Here is an 18,178-nt window from a genome sequence, read left to right as displayed (position 1 = left end):
AGGTCGGATGTCGTTGATCCGTCGGAGGTATCTCGTATGGCTTTAATCAATAAAGACGGCACGACGATCGTGGGAACGGACCCCGGCGCTCACGGTGAGGATCTAAAGAGCGACCATGACTACACCGCACTCGGTTCGCCCGAGGCTTACTCAGCGGGCGAAAGCGATGGTCAGATTTCCGACGCGGATTCTCGGCTTAGCGAAGAAGACTTGCAGCGTCAGGAATTGGGCCCGCGGGGCGTGCCGGGCAAAGCGGATCCGGCAAAGATGACGCCACAGCGAGATAAGAAAGCGCCGCGGAGCAACGATCCGGGACACACTGCCTGAATGCCCCTATCTTGTGCGGCCGAAGGGTAGCCGTTATAGCGCGCATAACCGAACGACCCGTTCGGATACCCCAGACTGCCCGGTCCGTCAGGCCGGGCTTTTTGCTGCCAGTGAACCGTCGATGATGGCTAACTGAATCCGTTGCCGGTCGGGATGTGCGGCCTGCAGAGCTTCGATTGCCTGCAGCAGCGTGCCAAAGGACTCCGTCCCCGACGGACGTTTGGCTGAAACCGGTCCGGCCCCTAGCCCTAGCACGCCGCCATTCGTATAGATTTCGACAAATTCGGACATCGCCAGCACCATACCAAACGGCCCGGCCGCGTTTCGTAAGCACCCGCCGGGCTTGGCCAGCAGGGATGGAAGGTCAACCTGAACAGACCGTCACTTTCATTGCACGCCCGCGATAGGGCCGCAATCACCCTAACGGCCGACCCATAATGCCGCCGCAGCGGGAAGCGCAGCTGTAACCCCAAATCCGTAAATCATGGCATCGGTGCTAGTCATTCGAGGGTAAGCCAAGGAGTGGATGGACGTTCCCATACGGTTCCCCGGATCCCGCGCGGATCGCTTATGAGCGTTTCGGTGCGCGTCCCGGTTCGACTGCGCAAGCCTCGCGCAGACTGGCTCGGACGTCACGTATCCTGGAAACTTTAGGCCAAGCGCGCGAGCTTTCTTTTGAACCGAGCTGGTGTGCCTATCGAGCGCAGCAGCGGCACGAGAGAGTGTCGCTCCATCCTCCAGCAGTTTCACCAGCTTCAATGAGTCTTCGTCGGTCCATCGGCGAGTGAGCAATTTCTAGGCATGTCAGAGTGGCATCAAACAGTGCAGGCCATTTCCCATTAGCGGAACAGGGAGCTTCGATCGGTCCGTTATACGACATTGCGTTTGCTGGCACGGTGTCCCCGTTCGAAGCGCGTCCGGGCTTAGGGGCCAGCTTGTTACCGGCCTCGCGATGGCCGCTGAACCGAGAGAATCTTTGTCATGTCGACGGCTGCGTCCAACTGATCGGCCTGGTTTAATAAGCGCTCACGATCCTCGCCGGCCGGCAGGTTGTCGGCGCGTCTCCTGAGTTCGGCGGCCTGTTCGGCCCATGCGGCAGCTGTCGGTTTCGTCATTTCGATCGTTTTGACGGCGGCAGGGCCGAATGCACCAGGCCCTTCCGCCGAGTTGAGTCATCGAGGAAGAGCCCCTTACTTAGGCTCCACCATGCGTCAACGCTTACAAGTGGATATCACTGCGCCGCAGACGCTTCAGTTCAAAGGCAGTTTGTCCAATTGCCCGAGTTCGCCTGGAAGGGGCAGGGAACGCCATCCGCGCCGCGTTCGCCGGCGGTCCGTCATCACCGTCGAGTGTCCGGAGCGCTGACAGGATGTCGCCGATTCTTATTTGGGAAGTGCAGCCGGGGATCTGTCGCAGCCAAGGCTTGCCCTCGACGGCGAATGCGTCAGATGCCCAGGTGGCCAAAACGCACCGTTTTTGAACCGTGTCCAAGAAGGGGCTGGCTAGCACTTCCTTGGGGTGACTGAACGTGCTGGCGAGAAGAGAATTTGCATGGATTTGATCCATCGACATGGCAGAATTTGTCATGTTGGGCCTCCTAACTCCTTCCGTTTAAAGGCAGAAACGAATTTAAAGCGGAGCGCCCCACCGTCAAGAAGGGGCGTCAAAATTTTTTCGACGCTTCGTCTGCACATAGATCCATGCTCTTGTTAGCGTGCATCTCGAGTGGGCGTCCTGTCTCCGATCCGGCCGGCGGGAGCGACGCTTGCGTTCCCATTGTCGGACGAAGGCGGCGAGGCGTTTGGATTTGCCATCACACCGGTGTTGGTGCTGCTCATAGACTTGGTCGCCGCCGCGCCGGCTGGCGACTGCCCATATGATGGCGAGCTCGAGGAGCTGTTTGTAGTTGAAGGCGAGGGAACGGCCTTCCGTTCGTTCGGGCCATTCTCGCGCGCGGTGGGGTTTGCAGTCCCTGCGCCAGGCGTTTCAGCGTTGCCAGTCGGCGCCGAGCCGCCGGTTGAGGTGTTGCTTCCGGCTCCTCCGCTCGCGCCTCCCGCTCCTGCGGCACCGCCGCCTCCGCTGCCCCCGCCGCCGCCTCCACCACCTCCGCCCTGGGCCCAGGCCGGGCATGATGCCGTGACAACTGCTGCGACAATTACTGCTGTGATCTTGGTCCGCATGGGGTCTCCTTCAATGCCGACAAGGCGGCGATTGAGGATACGTTCCGGGGACCGCGGTAGACGGGCCGGCGCCCATTGCGCAAGAAGGCTGAGCCCGGTCCTGCGGCCTTTGGTTCTTTGAAATCCGCAGCTGCTCATAACCACAATCCTCAAGTCTATTTGACCCCAGCGTGCATTTTACGCAAAACGCAATGCGTGGGAGAATTGCTTGAAAGCGTATTTTTAGAGGACGACCCGCCGGCGCAGTGCCCGCCGGTTGCTGTCGACGCGTCGATGAAGCTTCACGCTTCTTCGCGCAAGGCCGAGTGAATTTTTCCAATAGCGAGCCCTCATCGTCAGATGAGGGGCGTAGCCCTTTGATCAGCAATTTCAGATTTTATAGATGGAGATAATTGTGCGTGCTGTAATCGTTTTCATCCTGTCCTTAGCGTTCACCCCAGCATTCGCACAGACTGATTTCGCTTGTCAGCCTGGTCCTTCTTGCCCTCAGTATGAAGGAAACGGTCGGTCATGTTCCAATATCGCCTTGGACTGCCAGGGAAACTGTACCAATGGCAGAAACACCTTCAACTCGGCCCCCGAATACTGCTCGAAGATGTGCGGGGGAGCCAAGGCAAACTGCCTCAAAACAGGAACGTGGAGAGGTGTGGTCATCATCAACAATTTGAAACGCAACTGACCTCTGTCCAGATTCAACCGACTTAGATTTTTACGGCTGCGGGGCTGACCGGGTTGCTGAGGCTAGCGACTGGTTGAGCGTTGATCTGAAATGCTCGGTGCTTGCTTAGACTGGAGTTACGCTCGATGAGACTGCCCCGACCCGTCGTCCTGGCCGCTTGTTCGGCTTTCTGCATCGCGCTACTTATCACTCAAGTATCGGCGCAAACGCGGGGTAGCGACCTTCCATTTTGCCGAGCGAGCACCTGCGATGGCGCTGTGCAGAACTGCACGAACGCCCGAATTTCGTTGAATTTGTCGGTCGCGGCACTTCCGTGCGAACGGTTCGGGGCAAGCTGTCGGCGCACACTTGTCTTTCCCGGAAATCCATATTCTCCCTTCCCACAGGGGTGCCGAGTGACAGGGCCATGAGCAAAGGCAACTTACCGCTATGTCTATCTGATTTGGGCCCGCACTCATTGGTCAGGTGCGTGGATGTCAGTTGTCATCCACGATAGACAGCTCCGGACCGTAAGAGGCGAGCAAAGCATCACCCATCCACAACTCGACTACGCAGTCTGTCGCTAGTTCTCAGCGTATGCCAAAGCATCTTCCCGACTGTACTCAGGGGGAACTGGTCGGCGACAAGCAATATGAGAGCCGCAAACGCTAAATACCTGATGTAAAAACATTCTTTGACCCTACCAAGCTCCTCTAAATGAAGGGCCGGTATTTCGTTCCGCGTCATTCGGCCTCAGGCGAGGTCATGGATAACCAAACGTGAAGCTCAGATGCAGGCGACCCCGCCAGCCATCAGTGCCTCTCGTGTAAAAATCGCATTCCCCAGTAGATCGGCTCTACTGATCTCCACCGCTGTTCGGAAAAAGCGAGTAAGAGTCCAGAGCTCTGCATTGCTTCGAAACTTCGCCATGGCATCATGCGGCTGTGTGGCGGGAATGGCTGTACTACGCGTTCATTATCCTTTGCGGTGGTGTATTGCCCGTGGCAGCCTTTGTGGCGCTCCTTCTCGCCAGTTAGACGCTGTTCACTCTATAGCCAGTATCAGTTATCGTTCACGTTCGATCTAACGTGCCCGCTGTCGCCGATGCGAAGTACGTTCGTGCCGTGAAAAAGAATGGTGCACTGGCGGTAGTACGGGTGTCTGAGCTGCATGCCCGCAAACTTAAGACGGTCAGCCACTCTACTAGAGCCACTGCGAGTCTTCCGAACTTGGTCGTGACAAGATCTCGCTCGATAGGGCGCACTTCAAGATAAAGATACGAACCACGGAAGAGAGGTTGCTGGTCTGCTTGTCAGCTGCGATCGACTCGACGAGTTGGGACGTGGTCAAGCCGCGCACTCGAGCGATCGACTTGAATGCGTCCCAGAACTCGTCCTCCAGACTGATGCTGGTCTTCGTGGCTCCGAGCGTGACCGACCTTTTTCGAACTGCGCTCATGATCTCTTCAAGAAAAATCGGCTCTCAAGCGACTAAGGACCGGCAATGAAAAGGCTGAAAGATATCGCGACATGGCGGGGGAAATGCTGTGTCGGCCCGGCATTGCGAGCAACATCCTGCATAATCGCATCGGCGCGTCTGCCCGGTGCCCGACACAGAAAAAGATAGAGCCCCGTCGAGGGCTCTATCTGTCTCATTAGTTTCCGCCGCCTGCGCCACCAGCGCCGCCGCCTGAGCCGCCACCGGCACCACCACCACTGCCGCCCGACGTGCGACCGGCGTCAGTGTTACTCGGTGCATTGGCTCCGCTGTAAGTTCCGGAGGCTGCGTTGGAGCCGTTCAGCGAGCTGGCGTTGTTGCCGCGCTCGGAACCAACTGAGCCCACTGTGCGGTCCGCCGATGTGGGAGCGGGGGACGTTGTGGTGGTCTGAGCCATTGCGGTTCCCGTCAGCATAGCGAGAGCGGTTCCTGCGATTAAGAGCTTCTTCATATGAATTTCCTCGTCGTCTGGGTTGCTAACGAAGCTTCAATCCGGGTCTCAATGACACGTTCCGAACTACAATCCGACTATCAAATGGAACGGAGAACAAGTTGTCGCGTCTCTCAGTCACCTTCATGGGAAGGTTTCCTCTGCCTTGGTCATCCAGGGATAACTGCCCCGGTGTCTTCCCGTGTGACACCGGGATTTTTTTGGTGGCGTACGCCCGGGCGCCCGGAAGTCACGGCCGCTGGCAATTGTAATGATGCTCGGCGTTGCAGGGGTCGCTGCAAAGATTGTGGATGAAGGGGCGAAGCGTCCCGTGACCCAAGCAGTCCCTCCCGCTGGCAATGTCATTCGGGGGCGCGAATGCAGCGCGCGGGTCTCGGAAATACTTTCTGAATGCCTGCCCCAAAGTTTTGCAACTTAGATTGAACCGGGAGCCGCTTAAATTTTACGCGGCTGCTGGAGGTGTGATGCAGCCAATTGAGTTCGAGTGCGATAATGATCGCGACGCGATTATGCCACCTTCCATCACACCTTCGGCTCGCATGTACTCCGTGACGGCGAATCGGCATACATGAAATAGTTCGGGTTGAAGACGACACCTTGCGCGTCGATTTCGGCCCATCGCACTCTGATTTGTTGAACTTTTAGAGACACGGACGCAACCCTTCGATCATTGTGGGCATACCCAAAAAGTTAAATCTAAATCAGCAGGATAGGAAGGGCCGCCTCAGTGGGCGGCCGTATTCATTAGTAGGGCGGGGGCGGCACCTGATCTTTATAAGCCATCTAAAAATGCTTGCCGGAGTGTCCAACCACAATTTGCGCTCGCCTTCAATCTCACTCCAAGAGCGTTGAGCCCGTCATCGGCGGGGCGAAATTTGCACATTCGCTTCGAGAAACCACGCGCCATCGACCTGCAATTGTACGGGCTGATGGTTTCATCCGCGGTTGAATGCAAAAGAGTAGGTAGTCGATTCGTGAGGCCGTCGGGCCGTCCTGATATACCGGCGTTCCGCCGAGTGTCCCCGCTCGTTGGGGCGGCACTCCACTCGATATCGCCCTTACAGCGTTATGCTCCTATCGAACGATCGTGCCGATTGCGCAACGTCTTCCACAGTGGCGTCACGATATACTTGGCCAGTGGGATAAGGCATGCGCCGAGCAGCAGTCCGAAAATGCCCGATCCCGTTGCCGTCACGATCCAGGAGACCATCTCCGCGAGCGCTGGGACGGTCTGGGCGGCAGGGGCCGCGACCGAGGCAATCAGGTGCTCTATTCCCGTCAGACCATAGCCTGCCATCGCGTGGACGATGATGCCACCGCCGACCCAGATCATGGCGGCCGTACCGACGACGCCAAGCACCTTCAGGAAGTGCGGCATGCCCAGCACCAGAGCGCGGCCAACAATAGCACTCGTTCGCCCAAACCACGATGTCCGATCGCTCCTCGCCATCGCCAGGCCGACATCGTCGGCCTTCACGATGAGTGCCACGCCGCCATAGACCAAGATCGTGATGCCTGTTGCGACGATGGCGAGAACGAGCGCCTGAACGTAGACGGGGCCGGGAGGCACGGCCGCCAGCGTGATCGCCATGATCTCTGCGGACAGGATGAAGTCGGTCTTTATGGCACCGGAGACCTTGTCGTCTTCCATCGTCCTCGGATCGACAGCCAACGTGCGAATCCGCCTGGATTCGGGGGGATGCCGCAGCAAGACTGCTTCGGCGACCTTTTCCGCACCTTCGAAGCAGAGATATGCGCCGCCCATCATCAGCAACGGCGTTATAGCCCACGGTGCCAGAATGCTCAGCATCAGCGCCGCAGGCAGGAGGAACAGGAGCTTGTTCCGAAGCGATCCGACGGCGATTTTCCGAACGATCGGCAATTCACGCGAAGCGTCGAAGCCGACGACGTAGCGCGGGGTCACGGCAGCGTCGTCGATCACAACACCCGCAGCCTTTGCGCCAGCACGCGCGGCCTGTCCGGCGATGTCATCAACAGACGCTGCGGCGATTTTCGCGATCCCGGCGATATCATCCAGTAACGCGATCAGTCCAACGCTCATGAAGATCTCTGGCTGCTATGTCTTGGCATAACGACGAAAGCCCCGTGGGGAACGGGGCTTCCTGTGGGAGGAATGAGCGCTTGGGGCTGCTCATGACTGAAGACGCGCCGATGCGTGAATGGTTCAAACCTTAGGGCGGCATCGCTAATATGTCGCATGTCCTGCGACATGCGTACCTGACGGTGTCTTCTACAGCCAGATCGCTCCTTGAATGCAAGCTGTCCTCCGGTCGTTCCCACAGAGTGAGCGACCGAAGCAGCACCCGTTCCACCTGGCCAGCAAATGCAGAAACAGTGGTCTGCTGCGACTTCGATGAATGACCGGTGCCGCGCGGAGTGCCTCCGCCTGACAGCTCCCCGCCGCCACGCCCTTCCCAACACGGTTCATCACTTTTGCATCATTCTGGGTCGGCCATGCGCAGCCATCTGCACGATAGTCAATGTTCAGATTTCGACGCAAAAGTCGATTTATGCGTCGTGTAGCTGCGTCTTGCCGTTGCCCATCTTCAACAAGTCCGATATCTCGCCACCAGAATAGGCAGCGAGGATGGCATGGCAAAGGCCGCAAAACTGATCGCGATGAAGCGCGGAAAGGTCTTGCTGGTTCGGCGTCGGGTGGACGGACTGTGGATGTTTCCCGGGGGGCGCAGGCGACCGGGCGAAGACGACCAGGAATGTCTTCGGCGTGAGATCGCTGAAGAGCTGCCCAAGCTTAAACTCGGTCGTCTCGTTCTTTGGCGGGAAGCGACAAAGAAGAACAAGTATTCCGGCCGCAGAATGAGCGATGCCCTGTTCATCGCCAAAAAGACGTCCGGACGCCTGGAGATCGGTGACAAGAAGGAGCTAGACAAGGCGGTCTGGCGCAAGCCTCGTCGCGTCCGGCTGACGCCCACGTCGCGCTACATTCGCGACAAGCTGTTCACATGATGCGGTCGCCTCGGTCGGTCAAACTTCGGAAACGGTCGACGATAAGCCGCCTTGGGGTCATCTCTGACACCCACGGCCTGCTGAGACCGGAAGCAGAGCGTAGCCTGGCCGGGGTGGATCACATCATCCATGCCGGGGACATCGGTCATCAGGACATCGTCTCGGCGCTCGCGCGGATCGCGCCCGTGACCGCCATCCGGGGAAACGTCGACAAGGCAGCATGGGCTCAAGCCTATCCCGAGACGCAAAGCACGAGCTTTGCAGGACGCTCCATTTTCGTGCTGCACGATCTCAACGCGATGGCTTCGCTCCCCGAGGGATGTGACATCGTGATATTCGGCCATTCACATGTACCCAAGGTCGAGATCGTGAATGGCGTCCTTTATCTAAATCCCGGAAGCGCGGGTCGCCGTCGCTTCAAGCTGCCGATTACTCTCGCTCTTCTCGAATTTGACGAAGACGGCTTCCGTCCTAGGCTCATCGATTTGGCAAGGTGACTGGGCAGTTCGGGAACATCGCTTCCCGGTCAGCGTTTTCGGCGCCGGCTGCCTCATGGCAACGGGCGAGCAAAGGAGAACATGGCGCTACAGCATCCTGTCACGCCGGACGGACGATATTTCGTCGTTCGCGGGCGACTTTGGCGGCTCGCTGACCCGAAGCTGTCTGAAGCACGAAAAGTCGAACTTGTGTCCGATCTCATGTCTGCGCGTCGGGCCGTCAAAGCCGCGCGAGCGCAAGGCGATGCTGCTGGGGAAAGCGGGGCACATGCCGCGATTGATAAGGCCAAGCGAGCGTTGGGAGAGCGAGGGCCCGTGTGGTGGCATGACGGCGCCCCCGACCTTAACCGCCATATGATCAAGAATACTCCATACGCGGACTGGTTTGCGGATATCAGACAAGGCCGGAGACGTCTCGCATGAAGGTCGCGACGTTCAACATCAATAACGTCAACAAGCGTCTCCCAAGCCTGCTCGCTTGGTTGAAATCGTCGAAGCCGGACATCGTATGTCTGCAGGAACTCAAAGCCGATCAGGCAGACTTTCCCGAAGCCGCCTTGCGCAAGGCCCGGTATTCGGACGCCTGGGTCGGGCAGCGTAGGTAGAACGGCGTGGCCATCTTGTCGCGCGGCCCCGAGATCCTCGTCACGCGACGAAGATTGCCCGGCGATCCCAAGGATAAGCACAGCCATTACATCGAGGTCGTGGTCGACGGAATCGTGGTCGCCTGTCTGTATGCGCCGAACGGAATCCGTGCCCGGGTCCGAAATTCGACAACAAACTCGCCTGGCTGAAGCGCCTGAGTCGCCACGCGGCCAAGCTCCGCAAGACCGCGCACCGATTGTCCTCGCTGGCGACTTCAATGTCGTGCCGACACCGTCCGATATCTACACGACAAAATCCTGGGACAAGGACGCCCTGGTTCAACCTGAAGGCCGCAAACTGTTCGCGGACCTTCTGGCGAAGGGGTGGACGGATGCATTGCGGGAAACACATTCGGAGAAGGCGCCCTATCGATCCGACGATGAAAGTAGTTGCTCTCGTCGTCGCGCGGGCGGTTGCGAGCAAAAGCCGATAGTGTCCGATAACCTTCTCGCTCCTGCGAACGACGAAATCTCGAACGTGCATTATTGCCGATGTCCAAGCTCGGAGGTTCGCGCGGCGCGCCGTGGCGGCGTCGATGTGGCCGGGGACCGTGCGATGAGTGCGGCGAGGGACCGTTGCTCTTCGCTGACGCGCCGCTCGATGAAGTCGCGTTCGAGCGGGGTCAGATGAGTGCGCAGAAGTCTTCGGTAACGTGCGATGTTGTTGCGGTGAGCTGCAATGCGCGCGCTGTCGATGTCGACTTTCGCCGATCCTAGCGCCTGTCCCGGTTTTGATCTGCGATCATTAGATATGACCGATTGACGACGCGAGGTTGCGTCGTCGCGATCGAGCGCGCAAAGGGTTTCCAAGATCTCATCGATCGACACGGGTGATCTCAGGCCTGCCGGAACGCGCACGGATGGACATGAGCCGATAGCAGAAGCGTCAGACGCCCAGGACGAGAGCAGAGCTCGCTTTTCCTCGAGGCTTAGGCGTTGGTCGCTCACGACATCGCGGGGATGATCGTATTGTGTGCCTGGATGAAGAAAGCTTTGGAACTCTGCGTCGATATGCGCGGTCGTCGGCCGCATGTCTGCCTCCATCAATGACGATCAGAAGTCAGCCGCGCGGTAACCCGCGCGGCCAAGGGAGCAGGCCGGTTTACGCCGCCTTGGACTCAATCTGCGTCACATTGCTGGGTGCGCTGCCGTCGATCGCGATGCGGCGCGGCTTCTTCGCCTCGGGAATTTCTCGCTGCAGATCGATGACGAGAAGGCCGTTTTCGAAACGAGCGCCCTTGACCTCGACATGGTCGGCCAGCGTGAACTGACGCTTGAAATTGCGGGCTGAAATGCCCCGATGCAGGAACGTGCGCTCTTCCTTGTCGCCCTGGCGGCCCTCGAGCGTCAGCACGTTCTGCTCCACCATGAGCTCGACCTCGTCCGGCCGGAAGCCAGCCAACGCGACCGCAATCTGGAAGTTGTTCTCGTCGAACCGTTCGATATTGTAGGGGGGATAAGTGTCCTCGCCCACACGCTGCGCGTTTTCTGCGAGGTTCAAAAGACGGTCGAAGCCGATGGCTGACCGGAAGAGGGGCGTAAAATCAACAGTGCGCATAGCCAGATCCTCCTGGGAGCAAAATGGTTACGAACAGCACCGGACACAACCGGTGCCCGTATTAAGTGGCGGGACCCTGACGGCGTCCCGATCGCCATCATCATGGCGACGCCAAAAAAAATACAAACCTCCAAAAAAGTTTCAAGAGCTGGCAAAAAAAATTACGACTCGCTTGAGAGGAGCGTCGTCCGCAGCTAGGCTCAAGGACACACACAGCCACACGACCTGCGGAAGCAGCAGCCCATCTTCCAACAGGCCAACGGATGTCCGCTGCAGATCCTCGCGGCCTCCTACGGCGAAAGCCCCGCCGAGGCGGGTTGGTGACGTGGCAAAAGCTATCCCAGCTCAGGCCGAGTCTCCAGACTGAATCAAGACCAGGTTTGCCGCGGGCGGTCGAGCTTCCAATAACTGGAGCAGCGGGGTCGTTCACTCTTCCTACGCGGAAGGGAGACAGCAGCAACTCGCGGGATGACAACGCAAGAATCAGCGAAAGAGGCAAGGGTCCGCTGAGAGACCTAAGCCAGCAACCGACGATGCGCCTGACGGCGTGCCGCTGTGGCATTGACGCTCAAGGGTGAGAGGCGTCGGCAGCGACCTTGCCTTTGATATTCTGCTTCACGCAGAGGGCGTCATGGGCCAAAGCAGAAAACCGGAAGCAAGCGACGCTTCCGGCGTTTGGTATTCGCTGAGCTCATAACAATGCAAACACGGCACTTGCCGCCGTAGCGCCCTGTTGCCCGCTGCCATTCGCGCCGTATCAGAAGCCGAAACCGGTTGACCCGCCGCTCGCTCACATGCGGTTCGATTCCTGATCCTCGCGCTGCCGGTCGTAGACATCGGGGGTGGCGACCTCATCGTAGCCAGTTCGGTTGCTGTAGAACATGAGGGCCATCAGGCCACAGCCAATCAGCAGCGAGAAGATCGTACCGAGTGCCAGTGCGATCCAGCCGTGGACCGACATCTCTACGTGTTCAGACGTCCACGCCACTGTCGCCCAGACCACCGCGAAGACCAGCATTGTGAATAGGATCGCTACGAGCAGGGCCTGACCAAGAGACATATTTCGAGTGATGTTCGGCATGGCGTCCTCCTCCCGAAACCAAGACAGCTATTGCTGCTCTGTTCCGGGGGAAGGCCTGAACCTTGCTGATTGGAAGGCGAGCGACGAAACCAGTTCCTCGGTGACGTGGAAGCAATCCAGGCACTCAAAGACTTGAAGCTCGCAGTCTGCGTTGCGGGGTCTAAGGCGCTTGAGACCCATCGGTTGTGAACAATGCGGACAGACGGGCCGGGCAATGTGCGGCATATCGGGAGCCTGCTTTCTTGAACCAGGCGGACGACAAAAACCGCCTAAGCATAACTGCGCTGTTCGTAATTTGCAGGCGACTCGCAGGACCGACAATGCGCGATTGTGGATAGGCGTCTTCAAAAACTGCATAGAGTTGAGATGCCGAAACGTCAGGTGGGCCGCGTAGCTCCCACTGTTGGCCCAAGCCTCTCCTTGTGCAGCTCGATGCCGTCTTTATCTTCCACTGAGACGTGCCGTTTGTTTTTGTCGGCATTTGTTGAGCAATGCGATGAGCGTGCTGTTTGGCAGCATCGACATCGGGAAATTCAATTCCGGCCGGGTTGTCTAGCCGCGTGCCGTCAATAATGGAAAAGTAAAACCTGGGCATTTGTCCTCCGCGCCGCGATGAAAAGCAGAGGAGTTAAAAGCGTTCCGAAACAACGCGCTACTCGCCTATACGCGGGAACTTGGCAGATTTTTTGACGTTCCAGCGTCACTCACTACTGGAGCACGTCATGGACGATTTGAGCAAAAAAGGTCAGCAAGACCGCAGCAAGATCAACATGCATGAAGAGCACGAAGTCCGTTACTGGACGAAGCACCTCAACGTGACCAAGGAGGAGCTGCAGTACGCAGTGAACAAGGTTGGCAACTCTGCCGCCGCTGTTCGCAAGCAGCTTGCAGCATGAGGGACCTGGTCCGTCAGTGGACCGAAAGCGATGTCCAAAAGCTTAAAGAGCTGACGGATAAAGGAGCGTCTGTGATCCGAGTGAGTGCGGCGCTTAATCGGTCCCAATCTTCGGTCAAGAAGATGGCCCGGCAACTCGGCGGCGAACTCGTCAGCGTGCGAGACCTCAAAGCCGGGCACCGCAAAAGATTGGCTAACGCAGAGAAAGCTCTCCGTCCCGGCCAGCGGCGGAACGATGGGACGTACGCTTAGTTATTGCGCCGCACACTTCCATTCTAAACTTAGCCCACCGCGCAATTCACGGCGGGCTTTTTCTAGAGTTGAATGATGACGACCACGGAGGCAAGTAGAAGCGCCAGCGTGATCGTCAGGCCAATTAGGACTACTTTGCCCATCGTGCCTCAGTGCGTTTTGCTCTTCTGCCACTTTTCCAGATCGGGCTTCGGAGTATCCGGCAAGCTGGGATCAGTGGTGTTCTGAGCATTCTTCTCCCACGGCTTGCCGCTCTGCGACGTCGACCCCCAATCCTGCGTTGTCCGGGGGTCGTCCTTCGGCGTCTCGCGCGGGTCGTTTTTCTCGACGTACTTCATGCGACCTCCTTTGAGCTTTTCCTCGCTTGAACCAGGTATCGCTTGCTCTGTTCCTATCGGGAACGAAGCGCGACAATCCGCCTTTCTCCTGCATGCATTACACATATATCTCGCAATCAGACATGGCGGTCCTCATGGAAGAGGCCATCCAGATCGCGTGGGATTATTTGGAGCTTACCGACGAGATCGAGGACGCTGAGGTGTGCAGCAGGGTGTAAGCTGGCCATCTGATGTCGATGGTCATGGGCAGCAAGCAGCCAAAGATGCGCCGTCAGACCGCGCTGTCGCGGCTTTCCGATAAGTGGCAGTCTTATTGTCAGGAGAGAAAATGCGGCGCAGAATCTCTCAATGGTGGACAGACAACCAAGACCGAAGGCTAGAGGCGGAATTCGCTCTGGCGCTGGCCGTCGTCTTGGCAGCGGTCGCTACGGCGAGCATACGGTTCCTGTTTGAGTCCCTGTGAGGCCGCTTGCTGCCGTGCGCGGCCTTTCAGCGCTGAACCCGCGTAAGCTTCTGCTCATCAGAGATTTGTGAGCCGCGATTTCAGATTCTCTAATGCGTTGTTGGCGAATGTGTTCTCAAATCTCGTCCGAAGCGGCGGAGTAGAAGAGGGCGGTGACATTGGCGACGAGCGACTGGGCCGCATCTTTCGAGCTCGAATTTTCGTCGCCGACACCGGTCAATTCGCGCTCCGAGCGTGAAATCTGCTCCTCGTCTCGGCGAGATGTGCGGTGATCGCAGCCTTTACATCCGGATAGTCATCGAGACGTTCGGATTGACGCTCCATCAGCTCGCACCCTGAACTTCCCTCGCATGAGCGTTGCGAAGACCGGTGATGTAGGTATCGCGAACCGTTTCAGTCATTGGTCGTCCTCTTGTGTCAGTGGCCATCGCGGACGCAAGATTGGCGTCCCGTTCCTAGCCAATCTGCGGCAAGCCCAAGACTGATCGATTCTTTGCATGGAACACTTTCATCAAATCCTGCTTCTGAGTGAATTCAAACGAGGAGACGGTGATGGCAGATAGAAGGGAACGCTTTGCACGTCAGCCTGCAGAGGGTGGTCGGGAGGTCGTTGAGAAAGAACTGGAAAGAAAGCAGGAGCCTCGACCTGCCGATGCGAAGAAAGAGGAATCCCAGCCGGGCGGTGACAAAGATGACCGATAAATCCAACGTCGCGACATTGGCCGCGATCATAGGCTCTTTCATCGTCGCACTTGGCTTTGTCTTCTACATGTTTCCGCCCTGGCAGGTTGCCGACGACGCGGCGCCGAAGGTCGGTGCCGGAAGCATGGCTTCTCTACCGGTCGGGCTGTGGTGGCTTGGATCGTTGCTTTTGGCGATCTCGATCATATACGCCATCCTCAACAACCGACGGAAGACGCCCGGACAGGCACGAGCCACCGACGATGCTGCGCGGAAACTTTACGAAGCGGAAGATCGCGACGCCAAGCGGAAGGGCCTCGGCTAAAGTCCATGCTCGAAATGAGGAAAATCCGATGAACGAAGGCGAAGATAAAAACGAACGGATCAAGGCGCGAGCACACCAGATCTGGGAGTCCGAAGGCAAAACCGAAGGCCAGGAAGACAAGCATTGGGAGCGGGCGGAGCTCGAAATCATGCGCGAGGATGCCAAGCCCAACACGGATTCTGGAGACAATTGACGAAGGAAACGAGCGGTCGTCAGCGACCGCTCGTCCAGAGGTTTCCTGAAATGAGCTTGAGTCTCAGTATGCGCGCTTCCAACGTCGTTGCGATCGGCGCTCTTCGTAAGTGTTGCCGTATGCAAGACGAGGGTTGCGAATGCAATCGCCGCCTACGCCGCTGATCGACGCCTGGCATTGTGCATAAGACGTAAAGGAACACTGCGGAGTGCCACCCGTGAACGAAGTACGCTGGCAGAACGGATAGTCTCGGGCGGCGTGAGCGGGGATTGCCATGCCTACAGTCCCGACGAATACGCACGTGATGAGAGTTCGGTACATCTTGATCTCCATGATTATGTATTCAAGGAAATCCGCATCCCTGTTCCTGACTTAATTTGGTGTCACCAAGAAAACTGAACGGCAACATTAAAACCGGACGACATTGGCCTGCGATAGGGCAATCTCAGTTGCCGTGCTGTTGGTGGCCGTGGAGCCGGGAGACCGCCCTGTCGCGCGCCTCGATCGATCCCTTGCGTTCGAGCCATCCCAATCCGATTGCCAACTGGCGAAGATCACGCCGATCGCTCGATCCAACCGGCGCGGCTCAGGCGCGGCAGAGCGCGCTTTCCGCATGTTTGCGAAGGTTGTCCGATGCTTGTTCCGACATGCTTTTTCCTTTCCCGGATGGAGAACTTCGCTATGATGGACCATTGTCGTTGACGCCTTTTCAGGGCGCGAATTGATCGATCCATTTCCGAGCTTGAGCTATGGGCAGGGATCGAGATGGGGCGTGCCCTCAAGCGTTTTCGACGGGGCAGGTGGCTCCTATCTCCCAATTCCAACGCGTCGAATTGCCCGATCTGAACACGTCGAAGTGCAGACCTTGATATGCCTCGCTGTAGTTCGTCTCAAGGATGACCATCGGGTCCTTGACGCTGTCGATGGACATGTCACCGAGCACCGCCATGATACGGTTCCGCGCGTCGTCCACTGCGCCATCAAACTGACGGCGGTGATCGTCTTGGTCCATGAGGACCTCCAAGCCGAGGTCGGAAAGCACTCAAGTCGAACGCGCTGTCATGTCAGGGAACGCGGAAAGCAGCTTCGCCGTCTAATGCTCGGAGTGTGGACTTCAATTGCCTGGTGCCTGCAAGTTCGATCTTATGCCGACGGCAGATCTTGGCGACGGCTGAGGTCTCTCCTTAACATCAGCCCATTCCCCGTCTCACTGGTGTGAGAGCTCGGTTGCTCCTGTCGGAAACGAGGAGGAGCTGATGTCACAGCATCCAAACGCCGTACTCGCTTTGATGTCCAACGACGTGCTCGCGCGGATGCAGCCGCACCTAGACGTCGTACCGCTGGAAAGTGGGGCGGTCCTCGGCGAACCCTTCCGACGCATTCCTCACGCGTATTTCCCGCATTCGGCCATGAACCGTGTCACGGTGCAAATCCGCGGGGAAGCGTCTGGCATTTCTCTCGCTCAATTCGCAGCGCTAATGTTGGAAATCTCGGAACTGCGAAAAGGCGTCATCCGGTTCGAACAATATCTATTTGCGCAGGCGCAACAAACCGGAGCCTGCAATGCGCATCACACGGTTTCTCAGAAGCTCTGCAAATGGCTGCTTCGAATGCATGATTTGACGGGGCCGGTATTGCCTCTCACTCAGGAATTCATTGCGTACATGATCGGCGTACGCAGGACGAGTGTGTCCGATGCTGCAAAAACCCTGCAGGCAGACGGCCTGATCGACTACCATCGAGGGACTATTCGCGTTCTCAACAAAACCAAGATGGAAAGCCAAGCATGCGAATGCGCAGACGACCTGCGCAACCAATACCGTGACGCCATGCTTGCCGAAGAAGTCGCTTGATTTCGGGATTTGCCCAACTTGCGAAATTATCCGGGAAACCCGCTCGTGTTCGGTGCGTATCTCGTCAGGGGCGTTCGGCTGGCGGAGAACAGGATGCCCCGATATTTTCTCGATATCGAGTACGATCACGAACTTCACAGGGATGTGGATGGCGGCGATTATGCCGATGCAGATGCTGCGTTGCAGGAAGCCGAGAAGGGGCTACGGGATTTGCTTGGCGACGCCATCAAACAGAGCTTAAGCGACGCGCCGAGCCGGATTCTGGTGAGAGACGCCGCGGGGAACGTGGTCGGCTCGATTTCCAGCCGGGACGTCGGCCCGTCCAAAATATGGTCGAGATGATCGGCCGGACGGCACACTTGCGCGTCTTGACGCAGTCTTAGTGCCAACAAGTATTTACCAGATAGTGGAACGACGCTGTTGATATGCCATTGGAGCAAAAAAGGAGCTTCAATGGCAAACGATATGCACACCGATGGCCGCGACACCCGAAGCGGCGCGTATGACGCCGTCACTCCGGTTACGAAAAGACCCGCGGACCACGCAGCGCACCCGAAAGCAGAGGGTCATGTGGACATTCCGGAAGGCTTGTTGCGTGACCGTCAGGCACCGCTCAATTCCCGCACCGGTCGCCGACCCACGGAGTGACCACGATGAAGTTCCGAAAACCGAATGACGAGGGTAACGAGCCGTCCCCGATCATTATGATCGCCGTGGCGCTTGTACCGCTCCTGGCAGTCGCCGGATGGTTAATGGGCCTGTTCGGGTAACGGAGGATCGGGCGAGCACGAAGCGGACAGGCGTGTCGATCCGCTTACGACCAGATGCACCGGCGTGTGCCTTCTGGTCTTACTGCGATTTCATCTTGGATCGAACAAAGCGAAGAACGGCGGTTTAACTCGGCATCGCCGGATCAATCTAGGTGATGGGGACAGTCCCGCCCTTATCAGCCCCCAGCCCTCCGGGCGGGACCTGAACCCCATCCTCCCGTTGAATGCCTCTCCGTCCGGTTCTGCCTAGCAGGCTTGGAGCGATCGTCGGCTATCGGAGCATCGTAGGATCAGATCGAAAGAAAGCCGGATCGCCAGGAACAAGGTACAGGTCCACCGGTTGTGGCCGCGATCAGCGACGCGATCCGAGTGTTGATCCTCCTGCTTCCATGGCACGCAGAGATCTTTGTCAAACTCGACGAGAGAGAATATGCGCTTCATCCCCACAGCCTTGCACGGTGCGGCCGATTATCTCGTCGGGCTTCTGCTTGCGTGCTTGCCATTCCTCTTCGGTTGGTCAGGAGCAG

The 18,178-nt window shown here is 57.9% G+C and carries 20 protein-coding genes and 1 pseudogene; 9 read left to right on the top strand and 12 right to left on the bottom strand.

Features of this window, described 5'->3' with window-relative positions:
* Positions 1–36 precede the first annotated feature (36 nt).
* Positions 37–327 carry a hypothetical protein gene (locus ACIQ17_RS07595; RefSeq protein WP_398467098.1) on the top strand — a complete coding sequence of 97 codons (291 nt, stop codon included), beginning with the start codon at positions 37–39 and terminating at the stop codon, positions 325–327.
* 87 nt (positions 328–414) lie between these two features.
* Here the strand turns inward: ACIQ17_RS07595 and ACIQ17_RS07590 are convergent, their stop codons facing one another.
* The 5 genes from ACIQ17_RS07590 to ACIQ17_RS07570 all read right to left on the bottom strand — a co-directional run bounded on the left by ACIQ17_RS07590 (position 415) and on the right by ACIQ17_RS07570 (position 7,175).
* A complete protein-coding gene (locus ACIQ17_RS07590; protein WP_398467044.1) occupies positions 415–618 on the bottom strand; it encodes a hypothetical protein in 204 nt (67 codons plus the stop codon).
* 647 nt (positions 619–1,265) lie between these two features.
* Entirely contained in the window at positions 1,266–1,442 is a 177-nt protein-coding gene (locus ACIQ17_RS07585; protein WP_398467042.1) for a hypothetical protein, read from the bottom strand.
* Between the two features lie 103 nt (positions 1,443–1,545).
* Complete coding sequence (locus ACIQ17_RS07580) at positions 1,546–1,914, bottom strand: hypothetical protein (protein ID WP_398467040.1); 369 nt, start codon at positions 1,912–1,914, stop codon at positions 1,546–1,548.
* Between the two features lie 2,454 nt (positions 1,915–4,368).
* Positions 4,369–4,623 (bottom strand): ribbon-helix-helix domain-containing protein, encoded by a 255-nt coding sequence (locus ACIQ17_RS07575; protein WP_398467038.1) that lies wholly within the window; start codon positions 4,621–4,623, stop codon positions 4,369–4,371.
* A gap of 1,556 nt (positions 4,624–6,179) precedes the next feature.
* Positions 6,180–7,175: a DUF808 domain-containing protein gene (locus tag ACIQ17_RS07570; RefSeq protein ID WP_398467036.1), complete on the bottom strand. Its 996-nt coding sequence runs from the start codon at positions 7,173–7,175 to the stop codon at positions 6,180–6,182.
* Positions 7,176–7,726: 551 nt separating this feature from the next.
* Here ACIQ17_RS07570 and ACIQ17_RS07565 point away from each other — a divergent pair.
* The 3 genes and pseudogenes from ACIQ17_RS07565 to ACIQ17_RS07555 all read left to right on the top strand — a co-directional run.
* A complete protein-coding gene (locus ACIQ17_RS07565) occupies positions 7,727–8,101 on the top strand; it encodes an NUDIX hydrolase (RefSeq protein WP_398467034.1) in 375 nt (124 codons plus the stop codon).
* Positions 8,098–8,598, top strand: a complete 501-nt coding sequence (locus ACIQ17_RS07560) for a metallophosphoesterase family protein (protein WP_398467032.1) — start codon at positions 8,098–8,100, stop codon at positions 8,596–8,598. The genes ACIQ17_RS07565 and ACIQ17_RS07560 overlap by 4 nt, the downstream gene beginning before the upstream one ends.
* Before the next feature lie 419 nt (positions 8,599–9,017).
* A pseudogene (locus ACIQ17_RS07555) lies at positions 9,018–9,612 on the top strand (exodeoxyribonuclease III); the annotation flags it as partial.
* A gap of 113 nt (positions 9,613–9,725) precedes the next feature.
* On the opposite strand, the gene ACIQ17_RS07550 reads toward ACIQ17_RS07555, so the two are convergent.
* The 4 genes from ACIQ17_RS07550 to ACIQ17_RS07535 form a co-directional block, all read right to left on the bottom strand.
* Positions 9,726–10,274: a hypothetical protein gene (locus tag ACIQ17_RS07550; RefSeq protein WP_398467096.1), complete on the bottom strand. Its 549-nt coding sequence runs from the start codon at positions 10,272–10,274 to the stop codon at positions 9,726–9,728.
* Between the two features lie 70 nt (positions 10,275–10,344).
* Positions 10,345–10,800 (bottom strand): Hsp20 family protein, encoded by a 456-nt coding sequence (locus tag ACIQ17_RS07545; protein WP_398467030.1) that lies wholly within the window; start codon positions 10,798–10,800, stop codon positions 10,345–10,347.
* Positions 10,801–11,590: 790 nt separating this feature from the next.
* A complete protein-coding gene (locus ACIQ17_RS07540) occupies positions 11,591–11,881 on the bottom strand; it encodes a hypothetical protein (protein WP_398467028.1) in 291 nt (96 codons plus the stop codon).
* Between the two features lie 160 nt (positions 11,882–12,041).
* Positions 12,042–12,476 (bottom strand): DUF6894 family protein, encoded by a 435-nt coding sequence (locus ACIQ17_RS07535; protein WP_398467026.1) that lies wholly within the window; start codon positions 12,474–12,476, stop codon positions 12,042–12,044.
* A gap of 127 nt (positions 12,477–12,603) precedes the next feature.
* Here ACIQ17_RS07535 and ACIQ17_RS07530 point away from each other — a divergent pair, with 127 nt between their 5' ends.
* A complete protein-coding gene (locus tag ACIQ17_RS07530) occupies positions 12,604–12,777 on the top strand; it encodes a DUF3606 domain-containing protein (protein ID WP_398467024.1) in 174 nt (57 codons plus the stop codon).
* A gap of 400 nt (positions 12,778–13,177) precedes the next feature.
* On the opposite strand, the gene ACIQ17_RS07525 is transcribed toward ACIQ17_RS07530, so the two are convergent.
* Positions 13,178–13,366: a hypothetical protein gene (locus tag ACIQ17_RS07525; protein WP_398467022.1), complete on the bottom strand. Its 189-nt coding sequence runs from the start codon at positions 13,364–13,366 to the stop codon at positions 13,178–13,180.
* Between the two features lie 1,154 nt (positions 13,367–14,520).
* Between ACIQ17_RS07525 and ACIQ17_RS07520 the strand changes: the two genes are divergently transcribed.
* Positions 14,521–14,835: a hypothetical protein gene (locus tag ACIQ17_RS07520; protein ID WP_398467020.1), complete on the top strand. Its 315-nt coding sequence runs from the start codon at positions 14,521–14,523 to the stop codon at positions 14,833–14,835.
* 28 nt (positions 14,836–14,863) lie between these two features.
* Positions 14,864–15,028: a DUF2934 domain-containing protein gene (locus ACIQ17_RS07515; protein ID WP_398467018.1), complete on the top strand. Its 165-nt coding sequence runs from the start codon at positions 14,864–14,866 to the stop codon at positions 15,026–15,028.
* Positions 15,029–15,091: 63 nt separating this feature from the next.
* Here ACIQ17_RS07515 and ACIQ17_RS07510 read toward each other — a convergent pair whose 3' ends face one another.
* Together ACIQ17_RS07510 and ACIQ17_RS07505 are read right to left on the bottom strand one after the other, a co-directional pair.
* Positions 15,092–15,349, bottom strand: a complete 258-nt coding sequence (locus ACIQ17_RS07510) for a DUF3551 domain-containing protein (RefSeq protein WP_398467094.1) — start codon at positions 15,347–15,349, stop codon at positions 15,092–15,094.
* Between the two features lie 457 nt (positions 15,350–15,806).
* Positions 15,807–16,040: a hypothetical protein gene (locus tag ACIQ17_RS07505; RefSeq protein ID WP_398467016.1), complete on the bottom strand. Its 234-nt coding sequence runs from the start codon at positions 16,038–16,040 to the stop codon at positions 15,807–15,809.
* A 244-nt stretch (positions 16,041–16,284) separates the two neighbouring features.
* On the opposite strand from ACIQ17_RS07505, the gene ACIQ17_RS07500 reads away from it, so the two are divergent.
* Positions 16,285–16,881: a Crp/Fnr family transcriptional regulator gene (locus ACIQ17_RS07500; RefSeq protein ID WP_398467014.1), complete on the top strand. Its 597-nt coding sequence runs from the start codon at positions 16,285–16,287 to the stop codon at positions 16,879–16,881.
* Positions 16,882–16,974: 93 nt separating this feature from the next.
* A complete protein-coding gene (locus ACIQ17_RS07495; protein WP_398467012.1) occupies positions 16,975–17,223 on the top strand; it encodes a DUF6894 family protein in 249 nt (82 codons plus the stop codon).
* The last annotated feature ends 955 nt before the right edge of the window (positions 17,224–18,178 follow it).

The sequence above is a fragment of the Tardiphaga sp. genome, assembly GCF_044340795.1.
In the GTDB taxonomy this organism is placed as follows: Bacteria; Pseudomonadota; Alphaproteobacteria; order Rhizobiales; family Xanthobacteraceae; genus Tardiphaga.
This window is presented reverse-complemented; position numbering and strand designations above follow the sequence as displayed.

Coding starts and splice junctions, on each gene's coding strand:
- ACIQ17_RS07595 (WP_398467098.1), top strand. CDS start 37: ATGGCTTTAATCAATAAAGACGGCACGACGATCGTGGGAACGGACCCC.
- ACIQ17_RS07590 (WP_398467044.1), bottom strand. CDS start 618: ATGTCCGAATTTGTCGAAATCTATACGAATGGCGGCGTGCTAGGGCTA.
- ACIQ17_RS07585 (WP_398467042.1), bottom strand. CDS start 1,442: ATGACGAAACCGACAGCTGCCGCATGGGCCGAACAGGCCGCCGAACTC.
- ACIQ17_RS07580 (WP_398467040.1), bottom strand. CDS start 1,914: ATGACAAATTCTGCCATGTCGATGGATCAAATCCATGCAAATTCTCTT.
- ACIQ17_RS07575 (WP_398467038.1), bottom strand. CDS start 4,623: ATGAGCGCAGTTCGAAAAAGGTCGGTCACGCTCGGAGCCACGAAGACC.
- ACIQ17_RS07570 (WP_398467036.1), bottom strand. CDS start 7,175: ATGAGCGTTGGACTGATCGCGTTACTGGATGATATCGCCGGGATCGCG.
- ACIQ17_RS07565 (WP_398467034.1), top strand. CDS start 7,727: ATGGCAAAGGCCGCAAAACTGATCGCGATGAAGCGCGGAAAGGTCTTG.
- ACIQ17_RS07560 (WP_398467032.1), top strand. CDS start 8,098: ATGATGCGGTCGCCTCGGTCGGTCAAACTTCGGAAACGGTCGACGATA.
- ACIQ17_RS07550 (WP_398467096.1), bottom strand. CDS start 10,274: ATGCGGCCGACGACCGCGCATATCGACGCAGAGTTCCAAAGCTTTCTT.
- ACIQ17_RS07545 (WP_398467030.1), bottom strand. CDS start 10,800: ATGCGCACTGTTGATTTTACGCCCCTCTTCCGGTCAGCCATCGGCTTC.
- ACIQ17_RS07540 (WP_398467028.1), bottom strand. CDS start 11,881: ATGCCGAACATCACTCGAAATATGTCTCTTGGTCAGGCCCTGCTCGTA.
- ACIQ17_RS07535 (WP_398467026.1), bottom strand. CDS start 12,476: ATGCCCAGGTTTTACTTTTCCATTATTGACGGCACGCGGCTAGACAAC.
- ACIQ17_RS07530 (WP_398467024.1), top strand. CDS start 12,604: ATGGACGATTTGAGCAAAAAAGGTCAGCAAGACCGCAGCAAGATCAAC.
- ACIQ17_RS07525 (WP_398467022.1), bottom strand. CDS start 13,366: ATGAAGTACGTCGAGAAAAACGACCCGCGCGAGACGCCGAAGGACGAC.
- ACIQ17_RS07520 (WP_398467020.1), top strand. CDS start 14,521: ATGACCGATAAATCCAACGTCGCGACATTGGCCGCGATCATAGGCTCT.
- ACIQ17_RS07515 (WP_398467018.1), top strand. CDS start 14,864: ATGAACGAAGGCGAAGATAAAAACGAACGGATCAAGGCGCGAGCACAC.
- ACIQ17_RS07510 (WP_398467094.1), bottom strand. CDS start 15,349: ATGTACCGAACTCTCATCACGTGCGTATTCGTCGGGACTGTAGGCATG.
- ACIQ17_RS07505 (WP_398467016.1), bottom strand. CDS start 16,040: ATGGACCAAGACGATCACCGCCGTCAGTTTGATGGCGCAGTGGACGAC.
- ACIQ17_RS07500 (WP_398467014.1), top strand. CDS start 16,285: ATGTCACAGCATCCAAACGCCGTACTCGCTTTGATGTCCAACGACGTG.
- ACIQ17_RS07495 (WP_398467012.1), top strand. CDS start 16,975: ATGCCCCGATATTTTCTCGATATCGAGTACGATCACGAACTTCACAGG.